The organism is Ruegeria sp. ABV3_008, assembly GCF_056161185.1.
In genome coordinates this window covers 13,266-36,513 of record NZ_JBSWYP010000014.1, presented here as the reverse complement: position 1 = coordinate 36,513, position 23,248 = coordinate 13,266, and the positions used below count along the sequence as shown (strand labels likewise).

The 23,248-nt window shown below is 60.0% G+C and carries 18 protein-coding genes and 1 tRNA gene; 11 read left to right on the top strand and 8 right to left on the bottom strand.

The features are described from left to right. The first annotated feature begins 108 nt into the window (after nt 1–108). Nucleotides 109–2,301 (top strand): dehydrogenase E1 component subunit alpha/beta, encoded by a 2,193-nt coding sequence (locus ACXAH8_RS19910; RefSeq protein WP_475220345.1) that lies wholly within the window; start codon nt 109–111, stop codon nt 2,299–2,301. Then, entirely contained in the window at nt 2,298–3,332 is a 1,035-nt protein-coding gene (locus ACXAH8_RS19905; RefSeq protein ID WP_475220344.1) for an ACP S-malonyltransferase, read from the top strand. The genes ACXAH8_RS19910 and ACXAH8_RS19905 overlap by 4 nt, the downstream gene beginning before the upstream one ends. An 8-nt stretch (nt 3,333–3,340) precedes the next feature. Here ACXAH8_RS19905 and ACXAH8_RS19900 read toward each other — a convergent pair whose 3' ends face one another. Beyond that, nucleotides 3,341–4,249: a LysR family transcriptional regulator gene (locus ACXAH8_RS19900; RefSeq protein ID WP_475220343.1), complete on the bottom strand. Its 909-nt coding sequence runs from the start codon at nt 4,247–4,249 to the stop codon at nt 3,341–3,343. A gap of 74 nt (nt 4,250–4,323) precedes the next feature. Here ACXAH8_RS19900 and ACXAH8_RS19895 point away from each other — a divergent pair, with 74 nt between their 5' ends. From ACXAH8_RS19895 to ACXAH8_RS19875, 5 genes are all read left to right on the top strand, one after another. Then, on the top strand, nt 4,324–7,536 hold the full coding sequence (locus ACXAH8_RS19895) for a reductive dehalogenase (RefSeq protein ID WP_475220342.1): 3,213 nt from the start codon (nt 4,324–4,326) through the stop codon (nt 7,534–7,536). A 127-nt stretch (nt 7,537–7,663) separates the two neighbouring features. Then, the gene (locus tag ACXAH8_RS19890) at nt 7,664–8,530 is read left to right on the top strand and encodes an FAD binding domain-containing protein (RefSeq protein ID WP_475220341.1); all 867 of its coding nucleotides are present in this window, start codon (nt 7,664–7,666) and stop codon (nt 8,528–8,530) included. Further along, nucleotides 8,527–9,006 (top strand): (2Fe-2S)-binding protein, encoded by a 480-nt coding sequence (locus tag ACXAH8_RS19885; RefSeq protein ID WP_170484530.1) that lies wholly within the window; start codon nt 8,527–8,529, stop codon nt 9,004–9,006. Before ACXAH8_RS19890 ends, ACXAH8_RS19885 begins: the two co-directional genes overlap by 4 nt. Continuing rightward, on the top strand, nt 9,006–11,261 hold the full coding sequence (locus ACXAH8_RS19880) for a xanthine dehydrogenase family protein molybdopterin-binding subunit (protein ID WP_475220340.1): 2,256 nt from the start codon (nt 9,006–9,008) through the stop codon (nt 11,259–11,261). Before ACXAH8_RS19885 ends, ACXAH8_RS19880 begins: the two co-directional genes overlap by 1 nt. Further along, complete coding sequence (locus tag ACXAH8_RS19875) at nt 11,254–11,499, top strand: MoaD/ThiS family protein (protein ID WP_170468530.1); 246 nt, start codon at nt 11,254–11,256, stop codon at nt 11,497–11,499. Before ACXAH8_RS19880 ends, ACXAH8_RS19875 begins: the two co-directional genes overlap by 8 nt. A 96-nt stretch (nt 11,500–11,595) precedes the next feature. Here ACXAH8_RS19875 and ACXAH8_RS19870 read toward each other — a convergent pair whose 3' ends face one another. Next, complete coding sequence (locus ACXAH8_RS19870) at nt 11,596–12,303, bottom strand: lysophospholipid acyltransferase family protein (RefSeq protein WP_475220339.1); 708 nt, start codon at nt 12,301–12,303, stop codon at nt 11,596–11,598. 142 nt (nt 12,304–12,445) lie between these two features. On the opposite strand from ACXAH8_RS19870, the gene ACXAH8_RS19865 reads away from it, so the two are divergent. The 3 genes from ACXAH8_RS19865 to lptF all read left to right on the top strand — a co-directional run bounded on the left by ACXAH8_RS19865 (nt 12,446) and on the right by lptF (nt 15,336). Next, nucleotides 12,446–12,521 (top strand) — tRNA-Trp (locus ACXAH8_RS19865). Nucleotides 12,522–13,266: 745 nt separating this feature from the next. Beyond that, entirely contained in the window at nt 13,267–14,112 is an 846-nt protein-coding gene (locus tag ACXAH8_RS19860) for an FkbM family methyltransferase (RefSeq protein WP_475220338.1), read from the top strand. A gap of 99 nt (nt 14,113–14,211) precedes the next feature. Next, a complete protein-coding gene (gene lptF / locus ACXAH8_RS19855) occupies nt 14,212–15,336 on the top strand; it encodes an LPS export ABC transporter permease LptF (protein WP_475220337.1) in 1,125 nt (374 codons plus the stop codon). On the opposite strand, the gene ACXAH8_RS19850 is transcribed toward lptF, so the two are convergent. Further along, nucleotides 15,333–16,166, bottom strand: coding sequence for a LysR family transcriptional regulator (locus tag ACXAH8_RS19850; protein ID WP_475220336.1), 834 nt, complete (start codon nt 16,164–16,166; stop codon nt 15,333–15,335). The two genes, lptF and ACXAH8_RS19850, sit on opposite strands and share 4 nt — an antisense overlap. Nucleotides 16,167–16,263: 97 nt before the next feature. On the opposite strand from ACXAH8_RS19850, the gene ACXAH8_RS19845 reads away from it, so the two are divergent. Further along, nucleotides 16,264–16,854: an HD domain-containing protein gene (locus ACXAH8_RS19845; RefSeq protein WP_209255260.1), complete on the top strand. Its 591-nt coding sequence runs from the start codon at nt 16,264–16,266 to the stop codon at nt 16,852–16,854. Here ACXAH8_RS19845 and speB read toward each other — a convergent pair. From speB to ACXAH8_RS19820, 5 genes are all read right to left on the bottom strand, one after another. After that, nucleotides 16,851–17,693, bottom strand: coding sequence for an agmatinase (gene speB, locus ACXAH8_RS19840; RefSeq protein ID WP_475220335.1), 843 nt, complete (start codon nt 17,691–17,693; stop codon nt 16,851–16,853). The two genes, ACXAH8_RS19845 and speB, sit on opposite strands and share 4 nt — an antisense overlap. After that, a complete protein-coding gene (nspC, locus tag ACXAH8_RS19835; RefSeq protein WP_475220334.1) occupies nt 17,690–18,859 on the bottom strand; it encodes a carboxynorspermidine decarboxylase in 1,170 nt (389 codons plus the stop codon). Before nspC ends, speB begins: the two co-directional genes overlap by 4 nt. Nucleotides 18,860–18,943: 84 nt before the next feature. After that, nucleotides 18,944–20,155 (bottom strand): saccharopine dehydrogenase family protein, encoded by a 1,212-nt coding sequence (locus ACXAH8_RS19830; RefSeq protein ID WP_475220333.1) that lies wholly within the window; start codon nt 20,153–20,155, stop codon nt 18,944–18,946. Between the two features lie 14 nt (nt 20,156–20,169). Next, on the bottom strand, nt 20,170–22,059 hold the full coding sequence (speA, locus tag ACXAH8_RS19825) for a biosynthetic arginine decarboxylase (protein ID WP_475220332.1): 1,890 nt from the start codon (nt 22,057–22,059) through the stop codon (nt 20,170–20,172). A 101-nt stretch (nt 22,060–22,160) separates the two neighbouring features. Then, nucleotides 22,161–23,246, bottom strand: coding sequence for a DUF1513 domain-containing protein (locus ACXAH8_RS19820; protein ID WP_170693070.1), 1,086 nt, complete (start codon nt 23,244–23,246; stop codon nt 22,161–22,163). Between the last annotated feature and the right edge of the window lie 2 nt (nt 23,247–23,248).

Genomic DNA, 23,248 nt, shown 5'->3' with positions numbered 1-23,248 from the left:
TGGCTTTTTGCGGACACCAGCCGGATATACTGGCCTGTGACGCGCGCGCCCGCGCCGTTCGAAAACAAGACCCGCGGACAGCCCCGCACCATTTGAGAAGGCCGAGCTATGGATCGCGCGCAGATCGTCCATGAGAATTTCCTTTCCCGCGTGGCAAACCGGGATTTTCCCGAAGGTGCGCCTCCGGTCGGCGGGCTGAGCCATGAAGATGCGGTGTCGCTTTTCCGCTCGCAGGTCCTCAGCCGGGCGCTGGATCGCACCAGCCGGGCGATTCAGAAGGCGGGGCAGGGGTTCTATACCATCGGCTCATCTGGTCATGAAGGCATGGCTGCCGTGGCCCACGCTTTGCGCCCGACGGATATCGCCTTTTTGCACTACCGCGATGCAGCGTTCCAGATTGCCCGGGCCGAGCAGGTTCCGGGCCAACAGATCGCCTGGGATATGCTGCTAAGCTTTGCGTGTTCGAAAGAGGACCCGACCTCGGGCGGGCGTCATAAGGTGCTTGGCTCCAAGGCTCTGATGATCCCGCCTCAGACTTCAACCATCGCCAGCCACCTGCCCAAAGCGGTTGGGGCTGCCTATGCGCTAGGGGCCGCGCGGCGGCATGACCCCGAGCATCGGGTGCTGCCCGAAGATGGCATCGCCATGTGTTCCTTCGGGGACGCCTCGGCCAACCATTCGACCGCGCAAGGGGCGATCAACACGGCGGGTTGGACCAGCGTGCAATCCACGCCGCTGCCCTTGCTGTTTGTGTGCGAGGACAACGGTATTGGGATTTCGGTGAAAACACCCAAAGGTTGGATCGAGGCGTCGATGGCTCATCGTCCAGGCATAAAGTATTTTCAGGCCAACGGGCTGGACATCTACGAGACCTACGTCGTGGTTCATGAAGCCGCGCAGTATGTCCGCACGCGCCGTAAGCCCGCCTTCCTGCACCTGAGGACCGTGCGCCTCTATGGCCATGCGGGGGCGGATGTGCCGACAACATATCTCAGCAAGGCCGAGGTCGAGGCGGATGAGGCAAATGATCCGCTTCTCCACTCCGTTCGCCTGTTGGATCAGGCGGGGGCGTTGGCGCCGGATGAGGCGCTGAAAATCTACCAGGACAGCTGCGCCCGAACGGATCGTGTGGCTGCCGAGGCTGTCACGCGCCCACATTTGTCGACCGCGCAGGATGTCATGGCCAGCCTGATCCCGCCCAAACGCACCTGCAAGCCAACGAACGGCCCCAGCGCGGATGCGCGGGCAAAGGCGTTCGGGGGCGACATGCGCGCGATGTCCGACCCGCAGCCCATGAGCCGCCTGATCAACTGGGCGCTGACCGATCTGATGCTGGAACATGGCGAGATCGTCTGTATGGGCGAGGATGTGGGCCGCAAAGGCGGTGTCTACGGCGTGACGCAGAAGCTGCAGCAGCGGTTCGGACAGGACCGTGTGATCGACACTTTGCTAGACGAGCAGTCGATCCTCGGCCTCGCCATTGGCATGGGCCACAACGGGTTTGTGCCGATCCCCGAAATCCAGTTCCTCGCCTATCTGCACAACGCCGAAGACCAGATCCGCGGTGAGGCTGCCACATTGCCCTTCTTCTCGAATGGGCAATTCACCAACCCGATGGTTCTGCGAATTGCCGGACTTGGGTATCAGAAAGGCTTTGGAGGGCATTTCCACAACGACAACTCTCTGGCCGTTTTGCGCGACATTCCGGGTGTGATCATTGCCTGCCCCTCGACTGGGGAAGACGCGGCACAGATGCTGCGCGAATGCGTGCGGCTGGCGCGGGAAGAGCAGCGGGTCGTTGTGTTCCTCGAACCAATTGCGCTCTATCCCATGCGGGATCTGAATGGGGCGCAGGACGGGGGCTGGATGACGACCTACCCCTCGCCCGACCGCCGGATTGCGCTGGGCGAGGTTGGGTTGCATGGCGACGGCACTGATCTGGCCATCGTGACCTATGGCAACGGCCACTACCTGTCGCGTCAGGCGCTGCCTGAGCTGGCGGCGGCCGGAGTGAACGCTCGTATCGTCGATCTGCGCTGGCTGGCCCCGCTACCGGCCCAGGCGCTGCTAGAGGCGACCAAGGACTGCAAACACGTTCTGATCGTGGATGAATGCCGCAGCACAGGCAGCCAGTCCGAGGGGCTGATGACCCTCTTCCGCGAAGAAAGCGCCCAGACGCGGGTCGCCCGTGTTGTGGCAGAGGATTGCTTTATCGCGACCGGCCCGGCCTATGCCGCGCCACTGCCGTCGAAGGACGGTATCGTCGCCGCAGCCCTGAACCTCACCGGAGTGCGGAAATGACCCGAACAGCTGTCGTGATCTGCCCCGGTCGGGGCACCTATAACAAGCTCGAACTGGGCTACCTGCACCGTCATCACGCGGACAAGATGCCGATGTTCCAGCGCTTTGACGCCATGCGCGCCGAGGCCGGACAAGAGGGGGTAATAGCGCTGGACGGGGCGGCGCGCTTTGTGGTCAGTACCTATTCGCGCGGCGATGTGGCCTCACCTCTGATCTATGCGGCCGCGCTGGCGGATGCGCAGTCGCTGGCGGATGATATCGAGGTGGTGGCCGTGACCGGAAACTCGATGGGTTGGTATATCGCACTGGCCGCCGCTGGTGCACTGAGCGCTGAGAACGGGTTCCGCGTGGTGAACACCATGGGCACTCTGATGCAGGAACATCTGATCGGGGGGCAGTTGGTCTATCCCTTCACCGATGACAGTTGGATCGACAGCGCGAACCAGAAACAGGCGTTGTTGCAGGACGTCTCTGACATCAACGCGGTCGAAGGGCAGGATCTGGCGCTGTCGATTGATCTGGGCGGTATGCTGGTGCTGGCCGGGAATGAGGCCGGTCTCGCAGCGTTCGAGGCATCTCATCCCACCGTTCAGGACCGTTTTCCCATGCGGCTGCCGAACCATGCGGCGTTCCATACCTCTCTGCAGGCTCCGATTGCCGCCGAAGGTCGGGCGCGGCTGAAACCCGATATGTTCGGCCAGCCCCGCCACCCGATGATCGACGGGTGTGGCAAGATCTGGTGGCCGGGCGCCACCGATACCGAGGCGCTGTGGGACTATACGCTGGGCCATCAGGTGACCGAGCCCTACGATTTCACCCACGCCATTCAAACCGCCGCGCGAGAGTTCGCACCGGATCTGTTCATAGTGACGGGGCCGGGGGCGACACTGAGCGGTGCGGTGGCGCAGTCTCTGACCGTGGCGGGGTGGAGCGGCATGACTGACAAGACCTCATTCATCGCGCGGCAAGAGGCCTCACCTATTCTGTTGGCCATGGGGCGCGAGGATCAGAGGGCTCTGGCGACAGGCTAGGCCCTGCTTCAGGTCTCGGTCTGAATAGTGCTGGCGAGGGTTTCGATCCGGTCGCGTAGCCAGCGATGGGCCGGGTCATTGGCCGAGCGCTGGTGCCAGACCATGTAGATCGAAACTGGCTCGCAGTCGAACGGCAAGGGCGCGCAATCCAGTGCGGCCAGCGGTCCGTTTTTCATCAGCGCCGTGTCGGTGGAAATCAGCGGGCTGCCCGAGATGAAAGACGGGATGGCGTTGAAATGCGGCAGTACGACGGTTGGCGGACGGATCTGGCTTTGATCCACGCCGCGCATCACCGCGCGCGCATTCCGGCCGTCGGGAAAGCGAACCTCGACATGCTCACTCTTACAGTAGGCCTCCCACGTCTCGGGCGCGGTGCGTTGACTGCTGTCATAAAACACCATCAAGGGGCTTGTGATCAGCCGCTTCTGAAAGATGTCCGGCCCATCCGGCGGAAGCGGCGTAAGCATCAACTGGCACCGGTCGTTGCGCAGCAGGTCCGGCCCCGGTACGCCGGATGAGATGAATTCCAACTGCAGCCTAATCCCCTCGGCACGGGTCGCGCGTAGAAGGTCGGGAAAGATCAGCTCTCGCGGCATGTCATTGGTGGCGATGCGGATTTCCATCTGCTCTGACAGGGGATCAAAGGGGCGTTCATCCGTCAGGGCGCGCATGCCGTCCAGAACGTTGCGGACCGGCTCTTGCAGGGCAAGCGCGCGTTCGGTCGGTGTCAGGCCCTGGCCGGATCGTACGAATAGAGGATCGCCCAGCACCTGCCGTAGCTTGGCCAATGTGTGGCTGATGGCCGACTGTGTGACACCCAGCCGATCCGCCGCTTTCGAGACCGAGCTCTCCTCGAGTATCGTCAGAAATATGCGCAGTACCTTGCCGTCCAGATCGGTGAAATCGATTTTGCTCATACAATCTATGATTAAGTATGAATGGTTTTGCTGTCGAGAGGGCGCTAGGTCAGTCGCAAACAAGGGGCACGCATATGGGACTTCGCTTTTTTTCGGACAAGAACCGACCGGTTCACATGGGGTCGTACCCGTTGGAGCGTCTGGCGCGTCAGAAGGCGATGCCCGACCTGTCCCAACTGCCCCCGATGCCCGAGCTTAGCTTTCACCGGCCAGACCGGCCCGAGAGCATCGTGAATGCAATGGGCGAGTTTCAGGCTATGCTGGACACGATCCGGGATGGGCTGGTGAACCCTGTCGCCTCGGACATCCCGCAGGACCCGCAGACGCGTGCAGATCACCTCAAGGCGTTTGGCTATTTCAACGATGCCTCGATGATGGGCTGCGGGCCGCTGCCGCCCGAGGCGCTGTTGGACCAGCCGCGCCGCAACCCCGATATCGACCGTCTGGCCCATGCGTTGAAAACACGCCAGACCAAAACACTGGCCTCGGGGATCGATGTCATCATGGCTGATCTTAAGGAAAGCATGGAGGCCGCGCCGCGTCCGATGGCCTCGCATCGTCATGCACTGGTGTTCCTCTATGAACACAACCGCGATCCGAACCCGGACGAGCCGGGGTCTGAGTGGATCATGGATGCGCAGGACCACCGGGCCTGCCTGCTGGCGACCGAGAATGCCGTTGTGATCGCCAACTACATCAGGTTGCTGGGGTTCGATGCGCGGGCGCATACGGCGATGTCGACCGAGGTGGACCTGGGCAGGCTGGCGGTCGCGGCGGGTTTGGCCTCGGTCGAAGACGGCACGCTTTTTGCCCCATGGTTGGGCCGCCGTTTTGGTCTGGCCGCTGTCACGACCGAGATGGAGATTGCCCACGATCAGTCCCTGCAACCGATGGCGCAGCAACCGTGGTTCCGGACTCAAGGACCTGCGTGGTGGTTGGGCACCGGGTTCGCCAAAAACGCTCTGAACCGCGATGCCTATGCCAAACGCCGCTATGTGGATGGGGCGCACCCTTTTGAGCGGCTCAAGCGGGTCGAGACGCCCACCACCTATATTGATGAGGCCAACGTCGCCCGCGTTCCCAAGCGCGCCGACATGTTCGCGCGGGCGCAATTTGGCGATATGGGCAAACATCTGCAGGACGCGGCCAAGGGCGGATATTACGTGCGCAAATCAGCCCCCAGTTTCGCGCAACGCCGGGCGCTGGGCGCGTTTGTTCTTTTGCAGGATGGCGAAAGCGCAAAGGTCTCGCCCCCGACCGATGCCGAGCGCAATGCCGCCAATATCAAGGCCGCCAGTTACTTCCTTGGGGTCGATGCGGTCGGCCTCAGCCGTTGCCCGGACTGGGCGTGGTATTCTCACGATGCGACGGGGGAAGAGATCACGCCGCCCCATGATCAGGCCATCAGTATGATCATCGACCAGGGCTATGAGACGATGGAGGGCGCAAGCGGTGACGATTGGATCAGCGTTGCGCAATCGATGCGCGCCTATCTGCGGTTTTCACTGCTGGGTGGCGTGATCGCGCAGCAGATCCGCAACCTCGGCTACAAAGCCAAGGCCCATACAGTGATGGATGGGGAGGTGCTGCAACCTCCGCTATTGCTGTTGTCGGGGTTGGGCGAGGTCAGCCGGATCGGTGAGGTCATCCTGAACCCCTATCTCGGTCCGCGTCTGAAATCAGGGGCGGTGACAACTGATATGCCGATGGTGCATGATAAGCCGATTGATTTCGGCCTGCAGAGTTTTTGCGAAAGCTGCAACAAATGCGCCCGCGAATGCCCGTCGGGGGCGATCACCGCCGGGCCAAAGCTGATGTTCAACGGCTATGAAATCTGGAAATCCGACAGCCAGAAATGCGCGACCTATCGCGTAACAACGCCCGGAGGGTCGATGTGCGGACGCTGCATGAAGACCTGCCCGTGGAACCTTGAGGGAATTTTCAAAGAACGCCCATTCCGATGGGCGGCGATGAACATCCCTCAGGCGGCCCCGGCATTGGCGAAACTGGATGACGCGGTGGGCAATGGTGGTCTAAACGATGTCAAAAAATGGTGGTGGGATATCGAGCTGCAGTCGGATGGCGCCTATCGACCCTCAATGTATCCGTTGAATCGGCGTGATCTGCAGCCCGATCTGAATCTGAAATACGAAGATCAGACGCTGGCCGTTTACCCCTCCTATCTGGCCCCGCATCCGTGGCCCTATCCCTTTGCCATGGACCGCGAGGCGGGGATTGCCGCCTATGAAGCGATGGTGAGCGCCGAGGAATACAAGGCGCGCAAATCGGCTGGCGATATGTCGGTCGTCCATCGTTATGAGATCGCCGGCGATGCGCCGGTCATGCGGGTCGAATTGACCAAAGTCGACAAGATGACGGCTGACGTGACCAAGTATGAGTTCTCGACGCTGGACGGCTCTCCTTTACCCGAATGGACAGCGGGCGCGCATCTGGACGTTTTGGTCGCGCCCGAGTTCCTGCGCCAGTATTCGATGTCCGGTGACCCCTCGGACCGGGCGAGCTATCAGATCGGTGTCTTGCGTGAAGACGAGGGACGCGGTGGTTCGGCTCTGCTGCATCGCATCTTTAACGAAGGCCGCAAGGTTTTCATCTCGAAGCCGATCAATCATTTCGAGCTGGATGAGACCGCGAAAAAAACCTTCCTGATGGGCGGAGGGATCGGCATCACCCCGATGATAGCCTTCGCCCATCGTTTGCACGCGCTGGGCAAACCGTTCGAGCTGCACTACTCGGCCAGTACCCGCACAGAGGCCGGTTATTTGGACGATCTGGCCGCGATGCCGTGGGCAGATCACGTACATTACCATTTCTCGGATGAAGGCACGCGGGCTGATCTGGATGCGATCCTCTCAGGTTATCAAACCGGCTGGCACGTCTATACCTGCGGGCCAGATCGCTTCATGGACGGCGTCATGCAAGCGGCTGGGCGGCAGAGCTTCCCTGACGAAGCGCGGCACCTGGAGTATTTCTCGGTCCCCGAGCAACCGGAGTACGAAAACTTTCCATTCACCTTGAAACTGGCGAAATCAGGCCATGAACTGACCGTGCCGGAAGACAAGGACGCTGCGCAGGTGTTGAATGAGGCAGGTATTCACGTGGATGTTAAATGCGCCGATGGCATATGCGGCGTCTGCAAATGCGGTGTTGTTTCGGGTGAAATCGAACATCGCGATTTTGTCCTGTCCAACAAACAACGAGAGAGCGATATCATTTTGTGCCAAAGCCGCGCCGCGCAACCGGATGGCGTGATTGAGATCGATCTCTGACTCGAGGTCGAAAAACGACATGAAGTTATAGAAAAATTGGTCGCTGCGGCCATGGACGCCGCTGAGGCACTGCATTACCTTCCCCCAGAACCCAGTGAATCCTGATTGACAGGTGCGAGGTATTTTCATGGATTATCACAGCCCCGCCAGCTTTGCCGAGGCGTCGGCTCTGGCTGCAAACGCGACGGGCACGACACGGTTTCTGGCAGGCGGCACCGATGTGTTGGTGCAGCTGCGCTCGGAATTGGTGACGCCCGATACGTTGATCGACATCAAGAAAATCAACGGTGTGGATCAGATCACGAAAAACGCCGATGGCATCTGGACGCTTGGCGTCGCTGTCACCGGCGCAGAAATGAGCGAGCATCCCGAGCTGGGCCGCGACTGGCCCGGTGTGGTCGAGGCGATGGATCTGATCGGATCGACTCAGGTGCAGGGCCGCGCGACGTTGACGGGCAACCTGTGCAATGGCTCGCCGGCGGCGGATTCGGTGCCTGCGATGGTTGCGGCGGGCGTGACGGTCACCGTGACCGGCCCGGATGGCGCGCGCGAGGTTGCTGTTGAGGACATCCCCACCGGACCGGGCAAGACCTCGCTGTCGAAGGGTGAAGTGATCTCGGCCGTCAATATCCCCGCGCGGGGCGACAATGCGGGCGACGCCTATTTGCGTTTCATCCCACGCACCGAAATGGACATCGCTGTGGTCGGCGTGGGTGTCAGCCTGCGTCTGGACGGCGACATGATCACCGAGGCGCGGGTTTCCTTGGGCGCTGTCGCTCCGACCGTTTTGCTGGTTGAAGACTGTGCGAAAGCCATCGTCGGCAGCACACTGGACGACACCGCCCTCGACGCGTTGGCCGCGGCCGCTTCGGCCGCCTGTAACCCGATTGACGACAAACGCGGTACGATCGAATTCCGCACCGAGGTCGCTGGCGTTCTGGCCAAGCGCGCCGCGAAAATCGCCTATGCCCGCGCCAAGGGAGAAGACGCATGAGCAAGCTCCACGTATCCACTACCGTGAACGGGGACACGGTCGAATACCTCTGCGACCCGCGCGAAACGCTGCTGGACTGTCTACGCGACAAGCTGAACCTGACCGGCGCGAAAGAGGGCTGCGGCACCGGCGATTGCGGCGCGTGTTCCGTCACTGTCGATGGCCGTCTGGTCTGTTCCTGCCTGATGCTGGGCGTCGAGGCCGAGGGCAAGACCATCGAAACCGTCGAAGGCATCGCGGATGGCGACGTTCTTCACCCGCTGCAGAAGAAGTTCATCGAACACGCGGCGCTTCAGTGCGGCATCTGCACCCCGGGCATTCTGGTGGCGGCCAAGTCGCTGCTCGAGAAGAACCCAAGCCCGACCGAAGAGGAAACCCGGTACTGGCTGGCAGGCAATCTCTGCCGCTGCACCGGCTATGACAAGATCATTCGCGCCGTGATGGAAACGGCGGAAGAGCTGCGGGAGGCTTCGTAATGGCACTCGACGATCGCAAATCTGTATTCACTTTCGTTGGCACGCGTCCGGACCGACCGGATGGCTTGGACAAGGTCACGGGCCGCGCCAAATTCGGGGCTGATGCCTATGCGCCCGGCATGTTGCACGGAGCGGTTCTGCGCTCTCCCCATGCCCACGCGCGGATCGTGAAGATCGATACCTCGAAGGCCAAGGCGCATAAGGACGTCAAAGCTGTAGTCACCCGCGCGGACTTTGCCGATGTCCCGTTCAAACCCGGTCTCGAGGGTGAGTTCTGGAACGTTTTGGAAAACGTCATGGCGGGCGAAAAGGCGCTCTATGACGGTCACGCTGTCGCTGCGGTCGCGGCCACTTCGGCTTTGGCGGCGCGGGATGCGCTCAAACTGATCGTGGTCGAATACGAAGTTCTGCCCCATGTGACCGACGTGGACAAAGCGATGGCGTCGGATGCGCCGGTCATTCGCGAAGGCGCGGCGGACTACTCGGTGCCCGAAGGTCTGCACCCGAACGTCGTACGCTACCACGAAAGCGGCCACGGAGATGTCGAGGCCGGGTTTGCCGAAGCGGATCTGGTCATTGAAGACAGCTTTGTTACCGAAGCGACCCATCAGGGCTATATCGAACCGCACGCCTGTCTGGGCATGTTGGGCAATGACGGCAAGGGTGAGCTGTGGTGCACCACGCAAGGCCACTGGATCGCGCAAAAGACATGCGCCGCGCTGCTTGGCATTGAGACCTCGCAACTGCGCGTCACCGCGTCCGAGATTGGCGGCGGCTTCGGCGGAAAGACCACTGTTTTCATCGAACCCGTTGCGCTTGCGCTGAGCCGCAAAGCCAACCGTCCGGTCAAGGTCGTAATGACCCGGTCCGAGGTGTTCCGGGCGACCGGCCCGACGGCGTCGGCGTCGATGGACGTCAAGATCGGCATGAAGAAGGACGGGACCATCTCGGCAGCACAAGGCGTATTCCGCCTGCAGGGCGGGGCGTTCCCCGGCGCGCCGGGCGATATGACTGCCATGTGCGCCTTCGCGCCGTACAACCTGACCAACGTCAAGCAGATCGGCTATGACGTGATGTCGAACCGTCCGAAACAGGCCGCTTACCGCGCGCCGGGCGCACCCATGGGTGCCTTTGCGGTTGAGTCGGTGATTGATGAGCTGTGCAACAAGTTGGGTCTCGACCCCGTTGATGTCCGCCTGAAAAACGCCGCCCACGAAGGCACCAAGGCCAGCTATGGCCCGACATACGAACGCATTGGTCTGGTCGAAACGCTGGAGGCCGCCAAGGCGCACCCGCACTATTCGGCCCCGCTGAAGCCGGGGCAGGGGCGCGGGATTTCCTGTGGCTTCTGGTTCAACCACGGCGGTGAGACCTCAGTATCTCTGGCCCTGTCCGAAGATGGCTCGGCCCAGCTGATGGTGGGAACGCCGGATATCGGCGGCTCACGCGCGTCGATGGCGCTGATGGCGGCCGAGGTTCTGGGCATCCCATACGAGAACATCCGCGTGACCATCGCGGATACGGCGACGCTGGGTTATAACGACGTCTCACACGGCTCGCGCGTGACCTACGCGTCAGGTCTGGCAACCATCAAAGCGGCCAAACACGCGGTCGAAAAACTGTGCGAGCGCGCTGCAGCCAAGTGGGGTATCCCGGTTGAGGCGGTGAAATGGGAGGACGGCTGCGCCGTGCCGTCAGGCCCCAACGCAGGCGATTTCGACCCGCTGGCACTGTCCGATATCACGGCGGATATGGGGCGCACCGGTGGCCCGATCTCGGGTCATTTCGAGGCAACTCCGGAAGGCGCAGGCGTGTCCTTTGGCACCCATATCGTCGACGCCGAGGTCGACCCGGAAACCGGCAAGACCAGCGTGACTCGCTACACGGTCATTCAGGACGCCGGAAAGGCGATCCACCCAACTTATGTGGAAGGCCAGTTCCAAGGCGGTGCCGCGCAAGGCATCGGCTGGGCGCTGAACGAGGAATATATCTACGGCGAGGACGGGCGGTTGCAGAACTCAATCTTCCTCGACTACCGGATCCCCGTCGCCAGTGACCTGCCGATGATCGACACGGTGATTGTCGAAGTGCCCAACCCCGGCCACCCGTTTGGGGTACGCGGTGTGGGCGAGACCGGCATCGTGCCGCCGCTTGCCGCGATCGCCAACGCGGTTTCCAACGCGGCGGGTGTGCGGATGAAGCAACTGCCGATGTCACCCCCGCGCATTCTGGCCGCGCTCAAAGGCAATGGTTGAGGTTCACCTCTGGTCCGGCCTCCGGTCTCTGACCGGGGGCTTGGCCGTTGTCGAGGTCGAGGCCAAAACGACAGGAGAGTTGCTGCGTGCTCTGGTGCGCGCGCATCCACAATTGCAGGCCCCTATTGATGCGGGCGTCTCAATCGCGATCGACGGGCGCGTGATTGCTACGGGCCTGACGGAGCCAATCCCGGAAGGCAGCGAAGTCTATCTGATGCAGAGGCTGCGCGGTGGTTAGATCGCTTTGCGTTTGATTTGAATCGAAATACGCTGCCTCTCCCTGCGGTCGAACACGCATTTCGATGGCCTTGCCTCCCGTGAAACGCAAAACGCTTTAGGGTCTAGGCGACCACGGTTCGCGCCCGACCATCCGGTCGGCCTCGGCCGTGATGTCGTTCATGTGCTGCTCAAGGTTTTGGCGCAGGGTTTCGATCTGTTCTTCACTGGCTTTGCGCGGGACGGTCTCAGTCCATTCGCGGCACAAAAATACACCTTCGTTGCGCCAGGGGCGGGGCATCAACAATCGGTCCCACGTGCCCGCCTCGCTGCCGTGACGTGCCGAGAAGGTGATTCCGAACACCCGTTTGCCGGATGTGCGCGCCCAGACCAAAGGTACGGTCGACAGCACCCGCTCCGGCCCTCGGGGTCCGTCGGCGGCGATGCCGATGGAAATCCCCTGTTTCATCTTGCCGAGAACTTCGCGAGACACGGCGACGTTGCTTTTGTGTTTGCTGGCCATGGCGATCGTGTCCATGCCGAACAGCTTTTGCACGCGGCCCACCATGCTGCCTGCCCGCGCCGAAGATGTGATCGAGCAGATTTGCGCCTTGTCCAGCGGGAAGAAATAGGGTGACTGCGCCAACCGCTGATGCCACAGAACAACGATGACCGGTTCGCCCTGTTCGGCCAACTGGTCCAGTTCTTCATAGCCAATGCGCTGCCATTTGGTGTTGCGGTTGACCATCCGAATATAGCTCGCAATACGGCGCGCCGCCCAGTTTAACACGGCTTCGCTGTCGGCGATCTTTTTGCGGATACTCACGGATGGGTCCCTCATACTGACCAAACCGTGTCTTATAGAACTCAACGCCGCGTGCAACTTGTTTGTCTTGTCGAGAAGTGGTCGAGAAACTGAAAAAGCCTCTTGAGTCCTCCGCGCGGCTGGCATATCTGAGGCTCAGCCTAGGGGTATAGCTCAGTTGGTAGAGCGACGGTCTCCAAAACCGTAGGTCGCGGGTTCGAACCCTGCTGCCCCTGCCATTTAAACCTTCCAAAAAACTTAGATGTTGACTTTCGCGGTTGTGTCGAATCCCAGACTTGCCGGGCGATATTCCATTCGAGGTTACTCAGGCGCCGTTGAAGCGGCGGCCATATTGTGCAGTGGGTCAGGATTTGACGTAGCGTCGCGAAATTTCTTTCGCTTCGGCACAGTTGACGTAAACGTAAGCTTCCGCTCGATTTTTTGTTTTGCATGCACAAAAGTGACGAAAACCGGCGTTTTCTTCCCCCTTACGTCTCAAAACGAAACCCCTAAATGCACCTCGTCACTGCGGGGTGCCACTCACGGACTGTGATCCTTGAGCCTCGGCCAACCACTGAGGTTCGGATCGGCCCCGCAGTGACAAGGTTTGCACAGTTCATTGGGAGGGAAGGAATTTGATACAGAGTTTTTGGTCGATCTTTCGCGACTCTCGCTCACACGCGGCACGACTGACGCGGCCTCGACCCCAAGAGACCTGTGCTGCGGATGAAGAAACAAGCGAACCCACGCTGAAAGAGGTTGAGTTCCGAAGCCTGTTTCAAACGACTCTTTTGGAAATGAAAAAGCCGCAACCAGGCGATGAAGGCTCTGACACTTGCCGAATGTAGTCCTACGGCGAACATGCCTAGCCCGATAGGGCGCAAATGCACCATACTTAGTATCAATTCGATCCCAGTGTTGCTGCGTGGCGAACGTGGCGATATGCACCGTGAGCAAGATTTGATTTGTATTCAAAGGTGTTGAATGGGATTGCGAAGCGTGATTGCCGAAAAGATTGCCTCACGTGTTCTGGGCAACGGTAAAATCCGGCGCGCCGTCATGAATGAGTTGCTTGATCAGGATACTCTGTTGTTTCGGGACTTGGGCGATCATGCCTTTGCCTTCTTTCCAACGGATGCCATCGGACGTTCGCTTTGCGAAACTGGTGAGTTCGCCCGCGGCTCGGTCAAGGATCTGCGGGCGTTTCTTGAACAGAACAATGCCTATAAGCCCGGCATGTCCGTTCTGGAGGTTGGGGCCAATATCGGCACCCAAACCGTGTATTTCTTCCTCGATCTCCAGTGTGACGCCGTCGTGGCGATCGAGCCAGACCCGGACAACAAGAACCTGCTGCGTCACAATCTTGCGTTGAATGGGCTGACAGACAAAGTGGAGATTTTGGGTGTAGCGGCTTCGGACACGACTGGAACGGCGGAGTTTACCCGAGATCTGTTCAACCGCGGCGGCTCACGTCTGGGGGCCAAACGCAAAAGCGGCAAAACCCGAGAGAGTTTTTCAGTCGAGATCGTCCGGATTGACGATCTGGTACAGTCGGGCACCCTTAAGGCTGATCAAATTGGGCTGGTCTGGATGGATGTTGAGGGCCATGAGCTATCTGCCCTGAAGGGGATGAAGCAACTCATCGCAGAATACAGGCCAGCCATATTTCTGGAATACACTCCGGACGGACAGCACAGCACCCAGCAAGAGCTGTGTGACCTGCTATTTGACAACTATCGAGGCGTATATCGTCACGCTGGGGGCTTTCACTCCGTATCGCGGGACGAGTTTGCGGAGATCGAACATCAGGTCGATCTGTTGGTTTTCTGAAACGCCAACCGATCTCAAAGCCGGGCGGCGACCGTCTTTCCTCTGCCAGCGGGATAGCCTAAAGTCCCCTCAAATCGCAGACACCAGGGATGAGGGTACATGTCGCGTTTCGATGGTTACTTCCTGCGGCAGTTGCTGGTGCTGTTTGGCTTTTTCACTCTGGTTCTGGTCGGTGTTTTCTGGATCACGCGGTCTGTCAGCCTGTTTGATCGGGTGATCAGTGGTGGCCAGTCGGCGGTTGTGTTTCTCGAATTCACCGCTCTGACGCTGCCGACCCTGATCCGGACGGTGATGCCGATGGCTGTGTTTGCTGCTGCCGTTTACGCCACGAACCGCCTCAGCCGGGAAAGTGAGATGACGGTTATGCTGGCGACCGGCTCTAGCCCTTGGCGCCTCGCGCGGGCTGTGGTCCTTTTCGGTCTCGTTACAGGGATGATGATGGCGGCGATCAGCGTTTTCCTGCGCCCTGCATCTGTCGAACAGCTCGAGATTCGGCAGGCCGAGGTCGCAGGTGACGTGACCGCCCAATTGCTGAACGAAGGTGAGTTTCTGCACCCCGCCGACGGTGTCACTGTTTATATCGGTCGGATTGATCTGGACGGGACTTTGCACGAGGTCTTTGTCTCAGACCGGCGGGACCCGGCGAATTCTGTCAGCTATTCAAGTTCAACAGCGTATCTGGTGAACAATGCGGCCGGCATCAACCTTGTCATGCTGGATGGGGTGGCGCTGCGTCTGGACAAGGACGGGCGCACCCTGTCATCGACCCTGTTTCAGGACGCCTCATACGATATCTCGGCGTTGACCAGTACCGGAGGGATGAGCGTCCGCAGCCTTGAAGCGATCCCCACGATGGAATTGATCCGGGACCGCGAGGCTATCGCCAGCGCAGAAGGGTTCAGCCCGGGTGAACTGACTGATGAGTTGCACCAACGGTTCTCGTGGATCGCGATTTGCGTCGCCGTCGGGCTGGTCGGATATGCCACCTTGATGCTGGGCAGTTTCTCGAGGTTCGGGTTGTGGCCGCAGATTCTGGGAGCTTTTACCATTCTGGTTCTGCTGGAGGGTGTTCGGGGGTTTGTCTCTCCGGTCGTCATAGGTGATCCGGGTCTTTGGATCGTTCTCTACGCACCGGCGGTCATCGGTATCCTGATCTCGTGCCTGTTCCTGGCGGTTGCGGGACGCCCAATCTGGCGCCGTTCCAGGGCCGAGGTCGCTGTCTAGGCAGGGTCTCGCAGAACTTGCAAGCAGTCTAGAATATCCTCGAATGCAGCGCTGTCGGGGCGGGTTACAAGATATAGCGGCAACATTAGGTCTGGACTCGGCTCAACCCGCACCAGCGCGCCAGAGCGAATATGCTCGGCAGCCAAATAGGCGGGAAAAAACCCACGCCCCCCTCGTTTGAGGACATAGCGCAGGGCCATCATGCAATTGCCCAGAAAGACCGTCTGCCCCTCTGCCTGGCGGGCCGTGGTCCGCACATGGTCCTGATAAGCTGCGCCAAGTTCGAGATTGACGAATACCGAGTTGTCGACCACCGCCTCAGCGGTTTCGACCAGAACCAACCGCTCTGGTGGCAGGGCTTCAAAAATGACCCGCCGGTCTGAGGGCTTTTCATGGGTCAGCGCGGCGTCCAGCACATGTGTTGCGACCGCATCCACCATATCCAGATCATGATCGTAGTTCAGCGTCAGCAGCAATTGGCCAAGATGCTGTTCGAAACGTATGGCGAGATCGACCAGCAAGGGGTCCCAAACGCTGAGCTGCGCCCCCAGCCTCAGTGCCGGACGATTCTGGTTTTGCGTGGGCAAATCAGTCGAAGCATAGGACCAGAGTGAGAGCATCTGCTCGGCGTAAGGGCGAAATTGGCGCCCGAAATCCGTTAGTGCCGTGCCTCCGGCCCCGCGGGTGAAAAGGGGCTTTCCGGTGGCGTCCTCGATCTGCCGTATGCGCGCGCTGACAGCCGTTTGGGTCACATTCAGCTTGCGCGCTGCTGCGTGAAACCCTCCGGTCTCGGCCACGCATAGAAACGTTTCAAAAGCTTTGATCTGCATAACGGCAGTATTTTTTGATCGCCTTGATAAAATCAATTCATTTTTTTCAGCACACAAGTCCAGATATCCTGTTCCCGATTAGGACAAAGGAAATGCTATGCTGGACAAAAGCCACAAGCCGACCTGGACCAGTTTTGAAGAGGCCACAAAGGCCGACTGGGACGCCGTTATGGACTATGAAGAGGCCTATAATGCCGCTTTGCCAGACCGGATCCTGGACGCGATTCGTTCGTTGGATGAGGAATGGACGCCATATCCGGTGAACCGGTACCAACACTCTCTGCAGGCCGCGACGCGGGCCTATGAGGATGGAGCGGATGAAGAACTTGTGGTCGCCGCGCTGATCCATGACACAGGCGATATCTTGTCGCCCTACAACCATGGTGAGCTGTCAGCGGCGATGATGAAGCCCTATGTCAGCGAAAAAACCCATTGGATCCTCAAGCATCATTGTGTGTTTCAGGGCTACTACTACAACCACCATCTTGGCGGAGACCGCAACGCGCGCGACAAGTATCGCGACAGCCCCTATTGGGAGGACTGCCGCTATTTCTGTCACGAATACGATCAGAAGGCGTTTGACCCGAACTATCCAACAAAACCGCTGGAGTTCTTCGAACCCATGCTGCGCCGCGTGTTGAACAAGGGCGAGGGGCACATGGAATTGAACGAAACGTCCGAGGGTTAACAGGCGGCCATCAGCCGATAGACGATCTGCGCGGTGGTAAAGTCCCAGGCGGCATTGCCGTCGGGGGCCAGTTCGACCACGTCAAAGCCGACACATTTGCGGCCTTTAAGGGCGTGTTCGACCAGCCGCAGCGCCTGATAGTATCCCAAACCGCCCGGGACGGGCGTCCCGGTGGCGGGCATTTGGGACGGGTCGAGACCATCCACATCAAAGCTGACATAGACCAGCTCCGGGAAATCCTCGGGCAGGTTTACGGCGTGGATATTGCCGGTGACCAGTTCCTCGGCGTCTACGTGGAAGACGTGGTTTTTCAGACGGTTCTTGGCCTCTTCGGTTGAAAACGCGCGGACACCGAACTGGGCCAGTCGGATACCCTCTTCGGCCAGCAGGTGCATGACCGAGGCGTGGGAGTGTTTCTCGCCCTGATACGCGTTGCGCAAATCGGCATGGGCGTCGATCTGGACTATTCCGATAGGCTGGTTCAGCGCCCGCGCTACGCCCATCACCGCGCCGTAGCTGAGGGAATGCTCTCCGCCCAGAGTCACGGGCACCTTGCCTGCACAAATTGCGGCTTCGGTCCGTTGGGCGAGGCGTTCCATGACCTCGGGCATAGGGCCTTCGCAGTTCAACGGGGTTTCGGTAAAGATACCCTCGACGCAGGGTTCTGCGTGGCCGGTGATGCGCTCCAGCTCGTTGCTGGCTTCGATGATTGCCTCGGGGCCTTTGGCGGTGCCCGAGCCGTATGAGACGGTGCGCTCTAGCGGCACGGGGATCACGCGGAACCGGGCGTCCTCGCTGCGTTCGGCTTCAGTCAATTCGCTGTCGAGGAAAATGCTCATGAGAGGCGGTCCTTAAAGTCGTCATAGCCGAACTGTTTGATGATCTTCAGCTCGTCCGTTTTGCTGTTCCACAGGGCGATGGTCGGCAGGGGAACACCGTTGAACGTGTTGGTCTTGACCATCGAATAATGCGCCTGATCGAGGAAGGCAAAGCGTTGCCCGATCTCCAGCGGCTGATCCCATGTGTAGTCGCCGATCACGTCGCCTGCCAGGCAGGAGGGCCCGCCGAGGCGATAGGTGTGGCCCGACTCGGCCTCGTCCATCAGGGCAGGGCGATAGGGGGCCTCGATCACGTCGGGCATGTGGCAGGTGGCCGAGATATCGGTGATCGCGAGTGTCATGCCATTGGTGGGCAGGTCGAGGATTTCTCCAACCAGTATGCCCGCGTCCAACGCGACGGCCTCGCCGGGTTCGAGGTAGATGGCGACATCGTATTTCGCGCGTATGGATTTGATGAATTCCACCAGCCCGTCCCGGTCGTAGTCATCGCGCGTGATATGGTGACCGCCACCAAAATTCAGCCATTTGAGTTGACCGAGGAAGGGTTTGAGTTTCGGCTCAACGGCATCCCACGTGCGATGCAGCGGTTCGAAGCCCTGTTCGCAGAGCGTATGCATGTGCAGGCCGTCTACTCCGATCATAGTGTCTTCGGACAGTTGGCTGACGGGTGTCCCGAGGCGTGAACAGGGTGCGCAGGGATCGTATTTGGGAATCTCTCCTTCGGAGTGTTCCGGATTGATGCGCAGGCCGATTTGCACATTGGCCGCTTGGGCTTTGGACAGGAACCGGTCTTTTTGAGCGGGTGAGTTGAAGATGATGTGGTCGGAGAGCGACAGGATTTCATCGATATCCGCGTCTTTGTACCCGGCGCAGAAGGTTGCGACTTCGCCACCGTATTCCTCGCGGCCCAGTCGGGCCTCGTAGATGCCAGAGGCGCAGGTGCCGCCGAGGTGTTGGCGCACCAATGGGGCTAGGGAGAACATGGAAAACGCTTTGAGCGCGCTGAGGATATGCGCGCCCGAGCGGGTGCCAATCTCGGAGAGGATGGTCAGGTTTCGCTCGACCGCTTTTTCATCGACCACAAAGCAGGGTGTGGGGACGCGGCTGAGGTCGAAATCGCGGAAGGCACCGGCGTCACCGGCTTGGGTTGTCATCATGTCGGACATGTCGGGCGTCTCCGATTGTGGAGAGGCCGGGGGGCCAGCCCCCCGGACCCCCCGGGATATTTTTAGCCAGATGAAGTGCCGGATCTAGAACTCGACCGGGCCGTCGAGTTCGTGGACTTGCCAGGGCAGGCCCTGAGTGTTCAGCATATCCATGAAATCGTCCGGATCGAGCTGTTCCATGTTCCACACGCCCGGCTCGGTCCAGTTGCCTTTCAGAACTTGTGCCGCCCCGATCATGGCGGGAACGCCGGTGGTGTAGCTAACAGCCTGGCTGCCGACCTCGGCGTAGCATTCTTCGTGGTCGCAGATGTTATAAATGTAGTAGGTCTTTTCGCCCGAGCCGTCCTTGGCCTGACCCGTGGCGATGTCGCCGATGCAGGCTTTGCCCTTGGTTTCCGCGCCCAGATCGCCGGGGTCAGGCAGCAGGGTTTTCAGGAACTGGATCGGGATGATTTCCTTACCGTCATGCATCACCGGATCGATGCGGGTCATGCCGACATTTTCCAACACTTTGGCGTGAGTGATATAGGCGTCACCGAAGGTCATCCAGAAGCGGGCGCGTTCGATCTCGGGGAAGTGGGTGCTGAGCGATTCCAGTTCCTCGTGATACATCAAGTACATGTTTTTGGGACCGATGGCGGGAAAGTCGAACTCGACCTTGTGGGTCATGGCGGGGGAGTGTTTCCACTCACCACCTTCCCAGTGGCGGACCTCGGCCAGCACTTCGCGCAGGTTGATTTCCGGGTTGAAGTTGGTCGCGAATTCCTGATCGTTGCTGCCGCCATTGGCGTCCAGAACGTCGATCTGGCGGATCGTCTCCAGCTTGTGCTTTTTCAGCCATTTCGCGAAGACGGATGTCACGCCCGGGTCAAAGCCCGAGCCGAGGATAGCGGTCAGACCGGCCTCTTTGAAGCGCTCCTGATATGCCCACTGCCAGTGGTATTCGAACTTGGCCTCATCCTCGGGTTCATAGTTCGCGGTGTCGAGATAGTGGATACCTGCCTCAAGGCATGCGTCCATCAACACCAGATCTTGATAGGGCAGGGCGAGGTTCACGAGTATCTCAGCGCCCGTTTCCTTGATCAGCTTGACTGTGTCTTCGACCTTGTAGGCGTCAAGTTCGGCGGTCTTGATGTCAACGCCTACACGCTCTTTCACCGCTTTGGCGATGGCGTCGCATTTAGACTTCGTGCGGCTGGCCAGAGTGATCTCGGTGAAGATATCCGAGTTCATCGCCATCTTATGCACGGCTGCGTGGGATACGCCGCCCGCGCCGACAACCAGTGTTTTGCCCATGGTATGTCTCCTTCTTATTCGTAATAGGTGTAGCCGTTGATGGAGTCGCGATAGGCGCTCATCAGGGTTTTGCGGTCCTTGGCTTGCAGAGTACCGGTCGAGATCGCCTCGTCCACCATTTTGCGGAAGGCGGCGACACAGTCTTGTGGGTCGAATTCAACGTAAGACAGGACCTGACTGATCGTGTCGCCCTCTTGTTCATGGAGCAGGTCGAACCCGCCATCTGCCCGCAGGTCGATGGTGACGACATTTGTGTCTCCGAACAGGTTGTGCAAGTCGCCGAGTGTTTCCTGATAGGCGCCGACAAAGAAGACGCCCATGAAATACTCGTCATCCTCGGGCAGGGAATGCACCGGCAGGCTGGGCGAGACGCCGTCGGCCAGAATGAACTGATCGATCTTGCCGTCGCTGTCGCAGGTGATATCGGACAGGACGGCACGGCGGTCGGGCGTTTCGTTCAGCCCTTGTAGCGGGACGATCGGGTGCAACTGGTCGATGGCCCAGACATCGGGCAGGGATTGAAAAAGCGAGAAGTTGCAGTGGTAGATATCGGCCACTTTCTCAAGCTGGTCATCGACGTCCGTTTCCAGATCATCACTGGCCGCCAAAGCCTTGAGGCGGGCCATCAGCGACAGATAGATACGCTCGGCCCGGGCCATCTGGCGCAGGTCCACATATCCACGGCGGAACAGGGCGCGCAGTTCGTTGCGGTAGAAGGTGGCATCGTTCCAGCATTCTTGCAGGCGGTCTTTACTGAGGTAGCCGTGTACCGCAGCGAGGTCCGAGACCAGATGGTTGTCATCAGGCTCCACATCCGGTGCGGTGGGCGCATCGTAGAGCGTGGTTTCCAGCACGTTGAACACCAACATGGATGAGGTCGCCACTACAGCGCGGCCACTTTCGGTGACCAATGTCGGGTGCGCAATCTCGGCCTCGTCCATGGCATAGGCCACGGTTTCAACCACGTTGCTGCAATATTCCTCGACTGTGTAGTTGATCGAGTTCTCAGCGGCCTTCTTCTCGCCCGTATAGTCCACACCCATGCCGCCGCCGAGGTCCAGGTGGGTCAGCGGAACGCCTTCGCGCGTGAGTTCAGTGTAGTAGCGACAGGCCTCACCCACGGCGCGGCGGACGTCGTTCACGTCCTGCACCTGGCTGCCCAGATGCGAGTGCTGCAGCTTGAGGCAGTGCAACAGACCCGCCTCGCGCAGTTTGTCCACAGTGGCGACAAGCTGATCGGTGTTCATGCCAAAGGCCGAGCGGTCGCCCGAGCTTTCTTCCCACTTGCCGCTGATCTGGTTGGTCAGTTTCACGCGCACGCCGATCAGAGGTTCGATGCCGAGTTCCTTGTAGACCTCGATCACCGTGTCCGCCTCTTTCGGGCTTTCCAGAACGATGACGGTATTGAACCCGATCTTGCGGGACAGGATCGCCAATTGGATGAACTCGGCATCCTTGACGCCATTGCAGACGATCAGCGCCTCACGCGCCAGACGATGCGCAAGAGCCACGACCAGTTCGGGCTTTGATCCGGCCTCGAGGCCATAGTTGTATTTCTTACCGAACTCGACGATGCGGTCCACCACCTGCGCCTGCTGGTTCACCTTGATCGGAAACACGCCACGATAGGGGCCTTTGTAGCCCACCCGCGCGATGGCGTCGGCAAAGCTTTCGTTCAGATGCGCGATCTCATGTTCCAGATACGAACTGACGCGCAGCAACATCGGTGCCTTGATCCCACGGTCATCCAGATCGCTGAGTATACCGGGCAGGCTGATTGCCGCTGTATCCGGAGACATCGGATTGAGCAGACCGATCTCGCCCTGCTCCGTCACCTCGATGAGGCCTTTGCCCCATTTCTCAACCCCGTAGATGGTATGCGGTGCGTCGGGCGTGTGTTTCAATCAAGTCAGTCCTTAACTCAGAGGTGCCTGTTTCGCGCCCGCCAATACGGCAGCATTTTGATTCGTCCAAGTGTAAACTATGTGACAGGGATTGCCGAACGTTACGCGTGCGAGCGGATCGGGATCAGGTGGTTGTCCCATTGGCAATCGGGGCGGGCCAGAACCCGCGTGCGGAGCCCGTCTACAGCGCCAAACGTGCCTGTGCCGGTGGTAAAGACCAACCCGTCCGGACCTGCGCCCAGACCGCAGACATCCTCTAGCGCGAAGGCATTCGTGAAGCTGCGACCTGCTACGTCGAAAAGATGCAGTGCGTTTCCCCGTGGGCAGGTTATGGCGACCTCGGCGCCACTGGCCGAGAAGGCGATGCTGCCAGCGTATCCTTGCAAGGTGTTTTGGAGGTCTTCTGGTGCGGACAGAAGTTGCGGCGGCGCGCCCCGACGGTGCAGGCCCAACAATGGCGGGTGCTTGGTCTGGCTGCCCTGCCACTGCATCGCGAACCCCACCAGCCCGTCGTTGCGCACGCTGAGGTGGCGGATGGAGTTCTTGTGCAGGGCGTTTGGCAGCTCGACCCGTTCAAGCAGTCGACCGGACAGGTCCAGATAGGTCAGGTTTGGCTGCATGACGGGTAGGTTCAGTTTCGTCCGCCCGGTCTCAGGGTGGGTTTCGATTCCTCCATTGGCGATCACAAGGCTTTGACCATCCGGCATCAGGCGCATGTCATGCGGACCGATGCCGCCCGAGGAAAACTCTCCCAGACGTTCAAAGCTGGTGGCGTCCCATAGGCTGATACGGCCTTCGCCAGCCTCGTAGTCGTTTTCGGTGGCAAAGAACCGGGTGCCGTCTGCTGTGAACGTGCCGTGACCGTAGAAATGCCGCCCTTCGGGGGCCTGTAGCCGGGTAAGCTCTCGCCCGGTCGCGCAGTCGATGACCAGAGCAAACCTGCCGGGACGGCGGGCAAAGGCCACGGCCTGCGCCTTGTGGGGGTGTGCGGCGGCAGCGTGGCCCCTTGCGGGCAGGGGCAGCGAGAACAGGATGTCTCCGCCCTCATCCAAACCGGCCAGACGGAACGCGCCATCCGGGAACAGCCCGGCGGCCAGAAAGGCGGGTGCTCCGACCGAGGCCCACCCCGTTGCGGGCGCAAGGCTTGCAGCCGCAAGACCGGCCAGGAAATGGCGACGGTTGGTCACTA